The sequence below is a fragment of the Actinophytocola sp. genome (assembly GCF_049647105.1).
Taxonomy (GTDB): domain Bacteria; phylum Actinomycetota; class Actinomycetes; order Mycobacteriales; family Pseudonocardiaceae; genus Actinophytocola.
The window spans coordinates 1-15,005 of record NZ_JBARWZ010000328.1; the positions used below are offsets into that span (position 1 = coordinate 1).

Consider the following 15,005-nt stretch of genomic DNA (forward strand, 5'->3'; position numbering starts at 1 on the left):
GCCGAAGCCAAAGCCAAAGCCAAAGCCAAAGCCGAAGTCAAAGCCAAAGCCAAAGCCGAAGCCAAAGCCGAAGCCAAAGCCGAAGCCAAAGCCGAAGCCAAAGCCGAAGCCAAAGCCGAAGCCAAAGCCGAAGCCGAAGCCGAAGCCGAAGCCGAAGCCGAAGCCGAAGCCGAAGCCGAAGCCGAAGCCGAAGGCAACCACGCTGGGTTGGCAACCGAACGCACCGTGGGGGGTTCGGGGGGCTCGGCCCCCCGGCAGACACTGAGGCGAAGCAAGGGGAAGGTGGCGCAGACACCGAACAGCCCCGCCCGGCTTCGCCGGGCGGGGCCTCTCCCCGGTCCCCACCGGTGACTCCACTATGGAGGGTGCGGGGAGCGGATGCCAAGCTCAGTACCCCGATCGTGCTACTGATTCATCAGTGCAGGTCCGAGAGTGACCGAGCGTCAGGAGACGCCCGGGTCGGACGTCTGTGGTCCCGCGGCCGTGATGTCGTCGATCCGGTAGCGCCTCGCGGCCTCCACGACCTTGTTCTGGTCGATCTCGCCTGCCTTGGCCAGTGCCGCGAGCACGCCGACGACGATCGACTCGGTGTCGACCAGGAAGTGGCGCCGGGCGGCCGGACGGGTGTCGGAGAACCCGAAGCCGTCGGTGCCGAGCGTCAGCATCTCGTTGGGGACCCACGGCCGGATGAGGTCGGGCACGGCCCGCATCCAGTCGGAGACCGCCACGACCGGGCCGTCCGCGTTTTCCAGGGCGGAGGTCACGTATGGCTTGCGTGGTTCGGCCTCCGGGTGCAGGAAGTTGTGCCGGTCGGTCTCGACGGCGTCGCGGCGCAGTTCGCCCCAGGAGGTGGCGGACCAGACGTCGGCGTAGACGCCCCATTCCTCGTCGAGCTTCTGCTGCGCGGCCAGTGCCCACGGCATGGCGACACCGGACACGAGGATGTTGGCCCTCGGGCCGTCGCCATCCGGTGCCTTCGCGTACCGGTACAGCCCGCGCAGGAGGCCTTCGACGTCGAGGCCGTCCGGCTCCGGTGCCTGCACGTACGGCTCGTTGTAGATGGTGAGGTAGTAGTAGATGTCCTCCGCCTGGTCGCCGTACATCCTGCGCAGGCCGTCCTTGACGATGTGCGCGATCTCGAACGACCACGCCGGGTCGTAGGTGAGCACGGCGGGGTTCGTCGCGGCGATCAGCAGTGAGTGCCCGTCGTTGTGCTGGAGGCCCTCGCCGGTGAGCGTGGTGCGGCCCGCGGTGGCGCCGAGGATGAACCCGCGTGCCATCTGGTCCGCCGCCGCCCACAGGCCGTCGCCGGTGCGCTGGAAGCCGAACATCGAGTAGAAGATGTAGATCGGGATCATCGGCTCGCCGTGCGTGGCGTACGAGGTGCCCGCCGCGGTGAACGACGCGGTCGACCCGGCCTCGTTGATGCCCTCGTGCAGGATCTGGCCCTGCTCGCTCTCCTTGTAGCTGAGCATGAGCGAGGCGTCCACGGACGTGTACATCTGCCCGTGCGGGTTGTAGATCTTCTGCGTCGGGAACATCGAGTCCATGCCGAACGTGCGTGCCTCGTCCGGGATGATCGGCACGAGGCGGTGCCCGATCTCCTTATCCTTGGCGAGGTCGCGGACCAGCCGGACGAACGCCATGGTGGTGGCGACCTCCTGCTTGCCGGAGCCGCGCCGGACCACGTCGTAGACCTTGTCGCCGGGCAGCACGAGTGCCTTGGTCTTGGCCCGCCGCTCCGGCACGAACCCGCCGAGCTGGCGGCGCCGCTCCAGCAGGTACTGGATCTCCGGCGCGTCGGGGCCGGGGTGGTAGTACGGCGGCAGGTACGGGTTCTTCTCCAGGTCAGCGTCGGAGATGGGGATGTGGATCGAGTCCCGGAACTGCTTCAGGTCGGCGAGGGTCATCTTCTTCATCTGGTGCGTCGCGTTGCGCCCGGCGAAGTGCGACCCGAGGCCGTAGCCCTTGATGGTCTTGGCGAGGATCACCGTCGGCTGACCGTGGTGGCCCTTCGCGGCCTGGTAGGCGGCGTAGACCTTGCGGTAGTCGTGGCCGCCGCGCTTGAGGTTCCAGATCTCCTGGTCGGACATGGGTGTGACGAGTTCCTTCGTGCGGGGGTCCCGCCCGAAGAAGTGCTCGCGCACGAACGCGCCGTCGTTGGCCTTGTACGTCTGGTAGTCGCCGTCTGGCGTGGTGTTCATCAGGTTGATGAGCGCGCCGTCGCGGTCGGCGTGCAGCAGCGAGTCCCACTCGCGGCCCCAGATGACCTTGATGACGTTCCAGCCGGCGCCCCGGAAGTAGGACTCCAGCTCCTGGATGATCTTGCCGTTGCCGCGCACCGGGCCGTCGAGGCGCTGCAAGTTGCAGTTGATCACGAACGTGAGGTTGTCGAGCCCCTCGTTCGCGGCGACGTGGATCAGGCCACGCGACTCCGGCTCGTCCATCTCGCCGTCGCCGAGGAACGCCCAGACGTGCTGGTCGGAGGTGTCCTTGATGCCGCGCGCCTGCAGGTAGCGGTTGAACCGCGCCTGGTAGATCGCGTTCATCGGGCCGAGGCCCATCGACACCGTCGGGTACTCCCAGAAGTCCGGCATCAGCCGGGGGTGCGGGTAGGACGGCAGGCCCGCGCCGGGGCCGCCGTGGGAGTACTCCTGCCGGAAGCCGTCGAGCTGGTCGGCGGACAGGCGGCCCTCGAGGAAGGCACGCGCGTACATGCCGGGGGAGGCGTGGCCCTGGAAGAAGACCTGGTCGCCGCCGCCGGGGTGGTCCTTGCCGCGGAAGAACCAGTTGAAGCCGACCTCGTAGAGCGTTGCCGAGGACGCGTAGGTCGAGATGTGGCCGCCGACGCCGACGCCGGGCCGCTGCGCGCGGTGCACGGTCATCGCGGCGTTCCAGCGGATCCACGCCCGGTAGCGGCGTTCGGTCTCCTCGTCGCCAGGGAACCACGGTTCCTGGTCGGTGGGGATCGAGTTGACATAGTCCGTGCTGGTCAGCGACGGTACGCCGACCCGGCTTTCCCTGGCACGCTCGAGCAGGCGAAGCATCAGATAGCGCGCACGCTGCTGGCCGCCGGCGGTGAGCATCGAGTCGAACGACTCGAGCCACTCCGCGGTCTCGTCCGGATCGATGTCCGGAAGGTGCGCCGCGAGACCGTCGCGGATGACCCGGACCCGCTCGGGCTGTTTCCTGCTGTTTTCGCTGTTCTGCGTAGCCAAGGGGTCTCCAGTGCCTGCGCTCATGCCGGTAACTCTGCCATCGTCGTCTCGATGGCCGCTCAGGTCATCCTTACCGACGAGTAAGTGCCGGTTTTGAGATGGTCCGTCCAGGGCAAACCCGGCGTGGGTGGTTGCGCGGTAGGGCAAGGTCAGTGTTCGCTGTGCCAATACGATTCGCGGTAGGCCGATTTGTGGCCGCCGCGGTGGCGTTCGAGGAGGAGTGAGAAGCCGTGGTCGCCGCGGGAGACGCTGGCAGGGCCGGTGTCGCCGAGAGGCTCGGGATCGAGCCGGGGATGGTCGTCCAGGAACTCGGGTGGGACGAGGACGTCGACGACGGCGTCCGTGCCGCTATCGAGGAGCAGATCGGCAGTGATCTGCTGGACGAGGATGCCGACGATGTTGTCGATGTCGTGCTGCTGTGGTGGCGCGAGGAGGACGGCGACCTCGTGGACGCGCTCATGGATGCCATGGGCCCCCTCGCCGACACCGGTGTGATCTGGGTCCTCACCCCCAAGACCGGCCGCGACGGACACGTCGAGCCGAGTGAGATCGCCGAGGCCGTGCCGACGGCGGGGCTGGCGCAGACGTCCAGCGCCAGCGTCGGCAGCGACTGGTCGGCGACGAGACTTGTGTCACCAAAGTCGGCGAAGACCAAGCGCTGAGCTTCGTTAGGCTGTCCTTCGGCACTCACGTATCGGAGGAGGCAGCTCGGTGGTCGACGTTGGTTCCAAGGCGCCGGAGTTCACGCTAAAGGATTACAACAAGCAGGACGTGTCGTTGTCGTCGTACGTCGGGGAGAAGCCAGTGCTGCTGGTCTTCTACCCCTTCGCGTTCAGCGGCATCTGCACCGGTGAGCTCTGCCAGCTCCGCGACGACCTCTCGTCGTTCGAGGGCGTCCAGGTGCTCGGCGTGTCCGTCGACACGCCGTTCAGCCTGAAGAAGTGGGCCGAGGAGGAGGGCTACCAGTTCCCGCTGCTGTCGGATTTCTGGCCGCACGGTGCTGTCGCCCAGCAGTACGGCGTCTTCAACGAGAAGGCGGGCATGGCGAACCGGGGCACGTTCCTGATCGACAAGGGCGGCGTCGTCCGGTTCGCGGAGGTCAACCAGCCCGGCGAGGCCAGGGACCAGGAAGCGTGGAAGAAGGCGGTCGCGAGTCTGTGACCGTTCCGGCCGGGCGCGAGCTCGGCCACCACGGGCGTATAGCTCAGCGGAAGAGCACTCGGTTTACACCCGAGCGGTCGCAGGTTCGATCCCTGCTGCGCCCACCGACCCCCCCGAATGGATGGTCATCGCGGGGCGGACCCAGTATCGTGCCGCAGTGGACAGAGCCGGGAACCCCCGCCTCTCCATAAGCCCGGTGCACCTGGACGTAGAGGCATCCCATTTTCGGCGTCACCTGTGATATTGGTGGCAGATCAACTTGCGTTGAATGTGGAATTCAATGTGTGGCGGTGTCTCTATTGAGTCAATCGCTCAATTGAAGGATCTATCATGCTCCATGGTGGAGAAGACGGCGACACGTAGCCATTATGTCGAAGTAGTCCGCTTGTCGGGGAGCGGCTACTTTAGTTCGATCCGTATTCCCACGGTGGTGAGTGTGGGTATGCTGTCCGAGCGCCATATGAAAACCCTGCGGTTTTCCTGGTCGTATTTTGTTTCCGCGGACAGGTGCACGTCGGGCTGCGTTGACCCGATGAGTTCGTGCACGGCGTCGAATCCCCGAGGAAGCACCACGCGGTACTCGGCGCTTTGTACTGGCAGGCGACTCGTTGTGCAGAGGGTGAAGTCTTCGGCCTCTTTCTGTCGCATCATGGGCAAGCATTTCGCAGGCCAATCGCGGACCATCTCAAACGAGACCTCCTCGCCGCGGCCGATGGCGCGACGGAGATGAGGGATCGAGACCATCTTGTGCGCCGACTGCCATGAGGTGGTTACGTACCAATGTGGACCGGGTGTCCCATCGGCCGAAATACTCCGGGCGGTCACCTTCACATCGCGTCTGTACCTGTCGGGTTGGTCCCATCTGCTTCCGGCCGTCAGTCGAACGAAGTGCACCTTCTCTCCGAGCGCAACGGCCTTCAGGTTGAGCACCTCGCGTACGTCCCCGTTCGGCCGCACGTACACCGCCTGCTGCCAGGACTCGATCGAGATCTGCGGGGCGGGCGTGTTCTCGATGACGTAGTCGCAGTACCGGGCGAGACGGGCACGTTGCAGGTCGTAGGCCCGCTTGAGGCGTCGTCGATCGGCTATGAGAAGGAGCATGACCGACAGCACGAACGTGATTACGACGGCAAATGCCCCCGCGCGGATCGCGTGGTTGCCGAAGATGGTGCCAAGCAGGCCGGCAAACGTCATGAACCCGATAAGAGACTTCAATATCGCCGAGGGTTCCTCGCGGGTGATGTGGGAATCGAACCAGTCGATGAAGCCTTTGAGCATGTCGTGTGCCTCCCCCGCAACAAAGGACTTCAGCTCAGAATAAGCGAGGAAGGTACCTGGTTGTATTGCGATCGGGTACTTCTTCGAAGGCAGGTGAGTCTGCACGTGCAGGCATCAGTGTAGGCGGTCGCCTGGCAAAGAAGATCACCTCACGCGGTGCGACGGCGACGAGTATCTGTACCTCGCGAGTGTCACTTCTCACCGGGTGGAGAAGCGGATGGTCGCTTCTGGACCGCTGTCGGCCTTGTAGGTGGGCCGGGGGCAAATGCCGGGGAGGTCGCGTCCGGTGTGGAGGCTGCCGGGGAAGAGGCGGCCGCGGCGCCGAGCGGGAATCCTGATCGTTACTGGGAACGATCTGTGCGGGTGTGGAAAAGATCCCCAGTGCTCGAGTGCCGCGGGCCTCGGTCCGCTGTACTCCTACGTGGTGTTGATCGGCCCGTGGTGACAGTGCGTTACTTCTGGCGGGGCTAATCACCCGCGAGGGTGAGAAACGGGCGTAGCGTGGTGGGCATGTACCGCCAGCCGGTCACGTCGTCCGTTGTGGTGTCTGTCGGGTACGACAAGAAGCGCCGCATGCTCGAGGTGGAAGTAGACGGCGGTGCCGTGTACCAGTACCTCGACGTGCCCGCGCGGGAGTATTTCGCGCTCGTGAGTGCGGGCAGCGTCGGGCGGTATTACAACCAGGAGATCAAGGCGAATTACGAATTCCGCCGCGTTTGATTGACGACCGGTCAGGTTGCCGGTTCGAGTTCCGGGTCCGCGTCGCCGGTGGTGATCGGGATCGCGGCGACCACTACCTCGGTGCGGGCCTTCCTGCGGCGCTTGCGGACCGTGACGATCACGATGGCGGCCACCACGGCGACGGCCAGTACGACCAGGCCACCGGTGCTGATGACGCCCTCGATGCGCTTCGCGGCCTCACCGAGCGCGGCGCCGATCGCGATGTGCATGGCCGACCAGCAGGCCGCACCCGCGACCACGGCGGGCAGGAACTTGCGGTACGGCAGCCCGGACGTGCCTGCCGCCGCCGGTGTCAGTGTGCGGACCACCGGCAGGAACCGGGCGAAGAACACCGCCCACGCCCCCTTGCGCCGCAGGATGTCCGTGGCCTTGTCCCAGCCCTCCGCGCCGTACTTCTGCACGAGCTTCGTCTCGCGCAGGGCAGGGCCGAAGCGGCGGCCGATGGCGTATCCGATCGAGTCGCCGATGCCCGCCGCGACGGTGACCACACCCCACAGCACGAGGAACCGCGATACCGAGTCGACCGTGGTGGCCGCGACCAGCAGGCCGCCCTCGCCCGGTGCGATGAATCCGAGACCGATCGTGCACTCCGCGAAGACCAGCGCCCCCGTGGCCCCCACCAGTGCCGGCTGCGGCAAAGCCTGCAACCACTCCAGGACGTCGGTCACCAAAGCCACGATCCGCTCCCCTCAGATGTTTTCCCCCGGCAGACGCGCCAAGTCTGGCAGTAGGACCGACGAAATCACATCCGGGTTCCCCCTGACATCAACCCAGGAGCTGACTACGCCTGCCTACTCAGGACTGACGAAATCTCCTGCGACGCCGGGCCGGCCGCCGCGAGGTGCCGCAACGCGTCGGGGACCTCCTCGCCGCGGTGTGCGATGGCCTGCGCGTACAGCCGGCCCGCGCGGTAGGACGAGCGGACCAGCGGCCCGGCCATCACCCCGGCGAAGCCGATCGCCTCCGCCGACTCCTTGTGCTCGAGGAACTCCTCCGGCTTCACCCACCGGTCGACCGGGTGGTGGCGCAGCGAGGGCCGCAGGTACTGGGTGATCGTGATGATGTCGCAGCCCGCGTCGTGCAGGTCCTGCAGCGCGGTCGTGACCTCCTCTGGCGTCTCACCCATGCCCAGGATCAGGTTCGACTTGGTGACCAGGCCGAACTCGCGGGCCTCGGTGATCACCTGGAGCGACCGCTCGTAGCGGAACGCGGGCCGGATGCGCTTGAAGATCCGCGGCACGGTCTCCAGGTTGTGCGCGAGCACCTCCGGCCGCGACCCGAACACCTCGGCCAGCTGGTCGGGGTCGGCGTTGAAGTCGGGGATCAGCAGCTCGACGCCGGTGCCGGGGTTGAGCGTGTGGATCTGCCGGACGGTCTCCGCGTACAGCCACGCGCCACCGTCCTCCAGGTCGTCGCGGGCCACGCCGGTGACCGTCGCGTACCGCAGGCCCATCGCCTGCACCGACTCCGCGACCTTGCGCGGCTCGGTGCGGTCCAGCTCGGCCGGGCGGCCGGTGTCGATCTGACAGAAGTCACATCGCCTCGTGCACTGCTCGCCGCCGATGAGGAACGTGGCCTCCCGGTCCTCCCAGCATTCGTAGATGTTGGGGCAGCCGGCCTCCTCGCACACGGTGTGCAGGCCCTCACGCCGCACCAGGCTCTTGAGCTCGGTGTACTCGGGGCCCATCTTCGCGCGCGTCTTGATCCACGCCGGTTTCTTCTCGATCGGCGTCTCGCTGTTGCGTACCTCGAGACGCAGCAGCTTTCGACCTTCGGGGGCGATCGTCACGCCGTTCAGGCTACGCCCACTCACCGGCGCGTCAGGCTGAGGCGCCCAGGCGGCGGAACAGGCGTTCCACCGGGTTGCGTCGCGGGGTGCCCGCCGGGGCGGTGCGTTGCAGTGCGACGAACGCGGCGCCGATCGATGCCTCTTCGGCCGGGGAGTCGCCGGGTTCGGTCAGTCCGGCGGCGCGTGCCAGCCCGCGGTGTTCCGCGTCGATGAGCGGGTGCAGTGCCGGGTCGTCCGCGTGGGTGTCGAGGAGGGCACGCAGGTCAGGGTTGTCCTTCGCCGTGCTGCGCCATGCCTCGCCCACCGTGTCCATCGGGTCGGTGTGCTCGAGCCCGGCCACTTCGATGCGGGCGGTGAGCCGCTGGGACCAGCGGTGCTGGAGCGCGGCCAGTAGGTCACGCTCGTCGGGGAAGGCGTCGCTCGGCCGCAGTTCCCCCTGCTCGACGGCCGCGTTCAGTGCGTCCCTGCGGGCGTAGAAATCCTGCCAACCCATAGCTGCCCCCTGGGTGATCTCGGTCATACCGTTGGTCATTGACATACCGTCGGTATGGTCGAACAACATCAACGTACCACCGGTATGTGGCCCCTATGTGTCGTACGGTTGTGAGCGTGGTGACAATGCGGTCCAGACGCGTCGACTACACCGAGTCGACCAGACAGGCCCTGGTCGACTCGGCGCTTCAGCTGTTCACGAAGCGGGGTTACGCGGCCACCTCGCTCGACGCGATCGTCAAGACCGCCCGCGTGACCAAGGGCGCCCTCTACCACCACTTCAGCGGCAAGCAGGCACTGTTCGAGGCGGTGTTCGACCAGGTGGGGACCGCCGCCGTCGCTCGCCTCACGAACGTGGTCGAAGGCGACGGAGCCGCGTGGGAACGCGCCATGGTCGGCATCCACTCCTACGTCGGGGTCTGCCTGGAGCCCTCCTACCAGCGGATCGTCATCCACGAGGCGCCCGTGGTGATGGGCTGGGAGCGCTGGCGGGAGGCCGAGGAGCACTTCTGCTTCGGGCTGGTCCGCGGTGCGATCGAGTCGTTGATCGAGGCTGGTGAGATCGACCGGCTGCCGGTCGAGGCCACCACCCGCATCCTGTTCGGCGCGTTGTCGGCGGGCGCGGAGACCATCGCGACCGCGTCGGACCCGAAGGGGGCGGCGGCCGACGTGACGAAGACCATCACCGCGGTCATGACCGGCATGCGGCGGGCGACCCTGCCGTCGTGATCGAGCTGCACTGGCCCGCAGAAGCACCGGAAGCACTGCGCGAAGCCGTGCACCGCGTGCTGCACGCGGTGGTCGCCGACGGCGGCGCGGTCGGCTACCTCGAACCGCCGTCCCGCGCGGAGACCGACTCGTGGCTGGACGACGTGCTCGCCGATGTCGGCGACGGCGACGGCGCGCTCGTGCTCGCGCGGGTCGACGGCGTGGTCGAGGCGATGGGCACGTGGCGGCGCGAGCGGCCGCCGGTGTTCCGGACGTCGGCCGAGGTCGGCAAGGTCATGGCGCATCCGGCCGCCCGCGGGCTGGGGCTGGGCAGGCGCGTGATGACCGCGCTGGTGGACGACGCGCGGCGCGCCGGGATCGAGCTGCTCACGCTCGGCGTCCGCGGCAACAACCACGGCACCATCCAGCTGTACGAGGAGGTGGGCTTCCGCGAATGGGGCAGGCTGCCGAACCGGATCGTGGTCGGCGACGACCGCTTCGACGACGTGAAGATGATGCTGCCGCTCGGCCACTCACCAGGCGTGCGACTGCACGGTTCCGAGCCGGGCGGGCCGGGGTCGACGCCGCCTCCGGGGACCTGCTACCGCTGCGCCAACTCGAAGCTGACGCCCGGGCTGGACGGCGTCCACCTCGGCAGCCAGCGATCCTCGACCGGTAGCGCACCCTCCAGGGCCTCGAGGACGAGCTTCGCCGCGAGCGGGGCCACCTCGTCGACGGACACGGTGCGGCCCAGCTCCTTCGACAGGGACGTCACGCCCGCGTCGCGGATGCCGCACGGGACGATGCGGTCGAACGCGGACAGGTCGGCGTTGCAGTTGATCTCGAAGCCGTGCATGGTGACGCCGCGCTGCACGCGGATGCCGATGGCGGCGATCTTGCGTTCCCACTGGTGGTCGTTGCCCGGCAGCCACACGCCGCTGCGGCCCTCGACGCGGCCAGTGTGCACGCCCAGCTCGTCGCACACGGCGATCAGTGCCTCCTCGACGCGGCGCACGTACTGCACGACGTCGACCGGGTCGGCCAGCTTCACGATCGGGTAGCCGACCAGCTGGCCGGGGCCGTGCCAGGTGATCTTGCCGCCGCGGTCGACGTCCACCACCGGGGTGCCGTCGTCTGGCCGCTCGTCCGGCTCCGTGCGCTTGCCCGCCGTGTACACCGACGGGTGCTCCAGCAGCAGCAGCGTGTCGGGCCCCGTCTCGTCGGCACGGGCCGTGGCCACCTCGCGTTGCAGCTGCCACGCCTCGAGGTAGTCGATCGTGCCGAGCTCACGGATGTGCACGGGAGCGCCAGACGCGCGACAGGAAGTCACCTCCACGACCCTACGCCGTCCACTCGCGACAGCCCAGAGCACTACTGGAGCAGGTCACGGAAGGTCTCGTCGAGGTCGGTGTGCCGGTGGGTGAACCCGTCGCTCGCCAGCACCGCAGGCACCATGCGCTGGCTGTAGAGGATCTCCCCGTCGCTGTCGCCGACCGCCAGCCTGATCGCGGGCGACGGCGCGAACCACGGCGCTGGGCGGTGCACCGCGCGGGCGAACGCGGCGGTGAAGTCGGCGTTGGTGACCGGGTTCGGTGAGCACACGTTCACCGCGCCCGAGATGGTGTCGTGCTCGAGGACGTGCTGGATCGCCGCCGTCTGGTCGGCGACGTGGATCCACGGCATGTACTGGCGGCCGTTGCCGAGTCTGCCGCCCAGCGCCAGCTTGAACAGCGGCTTGAGCATGCCGACGAAGCCGCCCTTGCCCGCGAGCACGTGCCCGGTCCGCAGCAGCACCACGCGGGCGCCCGCGCCGGCCGCGCGCTCGGTCGCGGACTCCCACTGGTCGCACAGGTCGGCGAGGAACCCGGCGCCGCGTGGCGCGGACTCCTCGACGACCTGGTTGCCCTTGTCGCCGTAGTAACCGGCCGCGGACGCGTTCACCAGCAGCGGGATGCCGTGCTCCGCGACGGCCGCGGCCAGCACCTCGGTCGGCTCGACCCTGCTGTTGACCAGCAGCTGCCTGCGTGCGTGGCTCCACCGGCCGCCAGCGATCGGCGCGCCGCACAGGTTCACCACGGCGTCCACCCCCGCGAACACGAGGTCGCTGACGCGTCCGGCCGGTGGGTCCCACGTCCGCTCGTCGGCGGTCATCGCCTCGCGCCGGACGAGGCGGGTCACGTCGTGCCCCGCCCCGGACAGCTCGGCGACGAGCGCGGACCCAATGAGGCCGGACGCACCGGCGACCACGATTCTCACGGGCCTCCCAGCCTCATTGCTTCGCTCCGCAAGCTCCGCTCACAGGCCGCTCCTCGCAGGCTCCGAGCGGCCGTTCGGGTCTCCCAGCGTCGTTGCTTCGCTCCGCAAGCTCCGCTCACAGGCCGATTTCGCCCTCGAAGTTGCCCTCCTGCAGGCGGTTCTTGATGGTCGTCAGGAACCGGCCCGCGTCCGCGCCGTCCACGAGGCGGTGGTCGTAGGTGAGCGCGAGGTAGATCATCGAGCGGATCGAGATGGTGTCGTTGCCGTCCTCGTCGGTGACCACCACCGGGCGCTTCACGACCAGGCCGACACCCAGGATCGCCACCTGGGGCAGCTGGATGATCGGCGTGTCCCACAGCGCGCCCTGGCTGCCGAGGTTGGTCAGGTTGAACGTCGCGCCGAACAGCTCGTCCGGCGTGACCTTGTTCGCCCTGGTGCGCTCGGCCAGGTCGGCGATCTTGTGTGCGAGGCCCGCGACGGAGAGGTCACCCGCGTTGTGGATGGCCGGGGTGAGCAGACCGCGGTCGGTGTCCACCGCGATGCCGAGGTGCTCCGCGCCGTGGTAGGTCACCTCCTTGGTCTCGTCGTTGATCGACGCGTTCAGCTTCGGGTGCTGCTTGAGCGCCTCGACGGTGGCCTTCGCGAAGAACGGCAGGAACGTGAGCTTCACGCCCTCACGCGCCTCGAACGCCGACTTGGCCCGCGTCCGCAGCTTGGCGATCTTGGTCACGTCGACCTCGACCACCTGGGTCAGCTGCGCGGCGGTCTGCAGCGACTCGACCATGCGCCGCGACACCGTCTGGCGCAGGCGGCTCATCTTCTCGGTCTTGCCACGCAGGTCCGCCGACGCCGCCGGGGCGGCCTTGGCGGCGGGCGCCGACTTCGCGGCGGGGGCGGGCTTCTTCGCGGCCTCGGCCGCGGCCAGCACGTCCTGCTTGCGGATGCGGCCGCCGACACCGCTGCCCTTCACCGAGGACAGGTCGACCTTGTGCTCGGTGGCGAGCTTGCGCACCAGCGGCGTGACGTACGGGCCGTCGCCACGGGCGCCGTTGTCGGCCGCCGCGGGCCGCGGGGCGGGCTTGGGTGCCTCCTGCTTGGGGGCTTCCTGCTCCGGCTCGGGCTCGGGCTCCTGCTTGGCCTCCGGCTCCGGCTCGGGTTCCGGCTCCGGCTTGGCCTCCTGCTTGGGCGTCTCCTGCTTCGGCGCTTCCTTCTTGGGCGCCGCGCTGCCGGAACCGATCACCGCGAGCCGGCCGCCGACCTCGACGGTCTCGTCCTCGGCCGCGGTGATCTCCAGCAGGGTGCCCGCCACTGGCGACGGGATCTCGGTGTCGACCTTGTCGGTGGACACCTCCAGCAGAGCCTCGTCGACGGCGACCGAGTCGCCGACCTGCTTGAGCCAGCGGGTGACGGTGCCCTCGGTGACGCTCTCGCCGAGCGCGGGCATGGTCACCGGCGTGCCCTCGCCGGACCCACCGGAGTCCTCGGACTCCTGCGGCTCCTCGGCCTGCGCGGGCGCCTCCTCCTGCTCGGGCTCCTGCTCGGGCTCGGGCTCCGGCTCCTCGGTGGCTTCGGCACCCGAGTCGCCGGCGTCACCGGAGTCGTCGGAGCCCTCGGCCGAGTCGCCGATGACCGCCAGTTCGGCGCCGACCTCGACGGTCTCGTCCTCCCCGGCGACGATCTTCTGCAGCACACCGGCCGCGGGGGACGGGATCTCGGTGTCGACCTTGTCGGTGGACACCTCGAGCAACGGCTCGTCGACCGCTACGGTGTCGCCCACCTGCTTGAGCCACCGGGTGACAGTGCCTTCTGTGACACTCTCGCCGAGCGCCGGCATCTGGACGGAGAACGCCATGGTTTCGCTGACTCCTTGAACTGTGAACAGGCGCGCGGCGATTAGCCGTGCACGTGCAGTGGCTTGCCGGCCAGGGCGAGGAACGCCTCGCCCAGCGCCTCGGTCTGGGTGGGGTGGGCGTGGATGAGCGGCGCGACGTCCTCGGGGTACGCCTCCCAGTTGTAGATCAACTGTGCCTCTCCGACAAGCTCGCCGACCCGCTCGCCGACCATCGTGATGCCGACGACCGGACCGTCCGGCGCCTTCACGAGCTTGACGCCGCCGGAGGTCTTCAGGATCTGTGACTTGCCGTTGCCGCTCAGCGCGTAGACGTAGGTCTGCGCGCCGCCGAACTTCTCCTTCGCCTGCGCCTCGGTCAGCCCGACGGACGCGACCTCCGGCTTGCAGTACGTGACCTTCGGGATGCCTGCCTCGTCGATCGGGCGCGGGGCCAGCCCCGCGATCTCCTCCGCGACGAAGATGCCGTGCGCGAAGCCGCGGTGCGCGAGCTGCAGGCCCGGCACCAGGTCGCCGACGGCGTAGACGTTGTCGAGGTTGGTGCGCAGGCGGTCGTTCGTGATGACGAAGCCGCGCTCCATCGTCACGCCCGCCTCCTCGTACCCGTGGCCCGCGCTGTTCGGGCCGCGGCCGACGGCGACGAGGAGCGTGTCCGCCTCGATGGTCTCGCCGGACTCGAGCGACACGGTCACGCCGTTCTCGCCCTGCTCCGCGCCGGTGAACTTCACACCCGTCTTGTACTTGATGCCGCGCTTGCGGAACGCCCGTTCGAGCTGCTTGGACGCCCACTCGTCCTCGAGCGGCACGAGCCGGGGCAGCGCCTCCACGATCGTGACCTCGGCGCCGAAGGACGCCCACACGCTCGCGAACTCGACGCCGATCACGCCGCCGCCGAGCACGACGACGCGCTGCGGGATGTAGTCCAGGTTCAGCGCCTGGTCGCTGGTGAGGATCCGGCCGCCGATCTCCAGCCCGGGGAGCGTCTTCGCGTACGACCCGGTGGCGAGCACGACGTTCTTGCCGGTGTAGCGCTGCCCGTCGACCTCGACGGTGTTCTCGCCGACGAACGTGCCGGCACCCTCGATGAGCTTGACCTTGTTGGCCTTCGCGAGACCCTGCAGGCCCTTGTACAGGCCGCTGATGATCCCGTCCTTGTACGAGTTGACGCCCGCGATGTCGATGCCATCGAGGGAGGACTTCACCCCGAACTGGTCGCCATCGCGCGCGAGGTCGGCGACCTCCGCCGCGTGCAGCAGCGCCTTGGTGGGGATGCAGCCCCGGTGCAGGCAGGTGCCGCCCAGCTTGTCCTTCTCGACCAGGATCACCGACATGCCCAGCTCCGCCGCGCGGAAAGCACAGGCGTAGCCGCCCGAACCGCCACCCAGGATCACGAGGTCAGCGGAAGTATCAGTCACGGGTTCTCCTCGGGGTGCGCAGGTGTGCCTTCTGGGCAACCACACATCATCTTGTCACTACGTGCGGCAGGCTTGCGAGGTGGCCGGACAGGCACAAT

The 15,005-nt window shown here is 68.3% G+C and carries 14 protein-coding genes, 1 tRNA gene and 1 pseudogene; 6 read left to right on the forward strand and 10 right to left on the reverse strand.

The window, feature by feature from the left end; all coding sequences use genetic code 11:
- On the reverse strand, positions 1 to 201 hold a 201-nt coding region (locus WBA97_RS40060), incomplete at its 3' end, for a hypothetical protein (RefSeq protein WP_424236471.1).
- Positions 202 to 443: 242 nt separating this feature from the next.
- Positions 444 to 3,218 (reverse strand): pyruvate dehydrogenase (acetyl-transferring), homodimeric type, encoded by a 2,775-nt coding sequence (gene aceE, locus WBA97_RS40065; protein ID WP_424236473.1) that lies wholly within the window; start codon positions 3,216 to 3,218, stop codon positions 444 to 446.
- A gap of 230 nt (positions 3,219 to 3,448) precedes the next feature.
- Between aceE and WBA97_RS40070 the strand changes: the two genes are divergently transcribed.
- The 3 genes from WBA97_RS40070 (at position 3,449) to WBA97_RS40080 (ending at position 4,483) form a co-directional block, all read left to right on the forward strand.
- On the forward strand, positions 3,449 to 3,880 hold the full coding sequence (locus tag WBA97_RS40070) for a DUF3052 domain-containing protein (protein ID WP_424236475.1): 432 nt from the start codon (positions 3,449 to 3,451) through the stop codon (positions 3,878 to 3,880).
- A gap of 49 nt (positions 3,881 to 3,929) precedes the next feature.
- Positions 3,930 to 4,379, forward strand: coding sequence for a peroxiredoxin (locus tag WBA97_RS40075; RefSeq protein WP_424236477.1), 450 nt, complete (start codon positions 3,930 to 3,932; stop codon positions 4,377 to 4,379).
- A gap of 32 nt (positions 4,380 to 4,411) precedes the next feature.
- Positions 4,412 to 4,483, forward strand: a tRNA-Val gene (locus tag WBA97_RS40080).
- Positions 4,484 to 4,778: 295 nt separating this feature from the next.
- Here the strand turns inward: WBA97_RS40080 and WBA97_RS40085 are convergent.
- Positions 4,779 to 5,762, reverse strand: a complete 984-nt coding sequence (locus tag WBA97_RS40085) for a hypothetical protein (RefSeq protein WP_424236479.1) — start codon at positions 5,760 to 5,762, stop codon at positions 4,779 to 4,781.
- A gap of 405 nt (positions 5,763 to 6,167) precedes the next feature.
- Here WBA97_RS40085 and WBA97_RS40090 point away from each other — a divergent pair, with 405 nt between their 5' ends.
- Entirely contained in the window at positions 6,168 to 6,377 is a 210-nt protein-coding gene (locus WBA97_RS40090) for a KTSC domain-containing protein (protein WP_424236481.1), read from the forward strand.
- A gap of 11 nt (positions 6,378 to 6,388) precedes the next feature.
- Here WBA97_RS40090 and WBA97_RS40095 read toward each other — a convergent pair whose 3' ends face one another.
- From WBA97_RS40095 to WBA97_RS40105, 3 genes are all read right to left on the reverse strand, one after another.
- On the reverse strand, positions 6,389 to 7,075 hold the full coding sequence (locus tag WBA97_RS40095; protein ID WP_424236483.1) for a DedA family protein: 687 nt from the start codon (positions 7,073 to 7,075) through the stop codon (positions 6,389 to 6,391).
- 104 nt (positions 7,076 to 7,179) lie between these two features.
- The gene (gene lipA / locus WBA97_RS40100) at positions 7,180 to 8,187 is read right to left on the reverse strand and encodes a lipoyl synthase (protein WP_424236485.1); all 1,008 of its coding nucleotides are present in this window, start codon (positions 8,185 to 8,187) and stop codon (positions 7,180 to 7,182) included.
- Positions 8,188 to 8,218: 31 nt separating this feature from the next.
- A complete protein-coding gene (locus WBA97_RS40105) occupies positions 8,219 to 8,719 on the reverse strand; it encodes a hypothetical protein (RefSeq protein ID WP_424236487.1) in 501 nt (166 codons plus the stop codon).
- Between the two features lie 86 nt (positions 8,720 to 8,805).
- On the opposite strand from WBA97_RS40105, the gene WBA97_RS40110 reads away from it, so the two are divergent.
- Together WBA97_RS40110 and WBA97_RS40115 are read left to right on the forward strand one after the other, a co-directional pair.
- The gene (locus tag WBA97_RS40110; RefSeq protein WP_424236489.1) at positions 8,806 to 9,408 is read left to right on the forward strand and encodes a TetR/AcrR family transcriptional regulator; all 603 of its coding nucleotides are present in this window, start codon (positions 8,806 to 8,808) and stop codon (positions 9,406 to 9,408) included.
- Between the two features lie 143 nt (positions 9,409 to 9,551).
- Positions 9,552 to 9,782: pseudogene (locus WBA97_RS40115) on the forward strand (GNAT family N-acetyltransferase); the annotation flags it as partial.
- A gap of 206 nt (positions 9,783 to 9,988) precedes the next feature.
- Here WBA97_RS40115 and lipB read toward each other — a convergent pair.
- The 4 genes from lipB to lpdA form a co-directional block, all read right to left on the reverse strand.
- Positions 9,989 to 10,723 (reverse strand): lipoyl(octanoyl) transferase LipB, encoded by a 735-nt coding sequence (lipB, locus tag WBA97_RS40120; protein ID WP_424236491.1) that lies wholly within the window; start codon positions 10,721 to 10,723, stop codon positions 9,989 to 9,991.
- A gap of 35 nt (positions 10,724 to 10,758) precedes the next feature.
- On the reverse strand, positions 10,759 to 11,643 hold the full coding sequence (locus WBA97_RS40125) for a TIGR01777 family oxidoreductase (protein ID WP_424236493.1): 885 nt from the start codon (positions 11,641 to 11,643) through the stop codon (positions 10,759 to 10,761).
- A gap of 115 nt (positions 11,644 to 11,758) precedes the next feature.
- Positions 11,759 to 13,495, reverse strand: coding sequence for a 2-oxoglutarate dehydrogenase, E2 component, dihydrolipoamide succinyltransferase (gene sucB / locus WBA97_RS40130; RefSeq protein WP_424236495.1), 1,737 nt, complete (start codon positions 13,493 to 13,495; stop codon positions 11,759 to 11,761).
- Between the two features lie 41 nt (positions 13,496 to 13,536).
- Positions 13,537 to 14,907: a dihydrolipoyl dehydrogenase gene (lpdA, locus tag WBA97_RS40135; protein ID WP_424236496.1), complete on the reverse strand. Its 1,371-nt coding sequence runs from the start codon at positions 14,905 to 14,907 to the stop codon at positions 13,537 to 13,539.
- Positions 14,908 to 15,005: the final 98 nt, after the last annotated feature.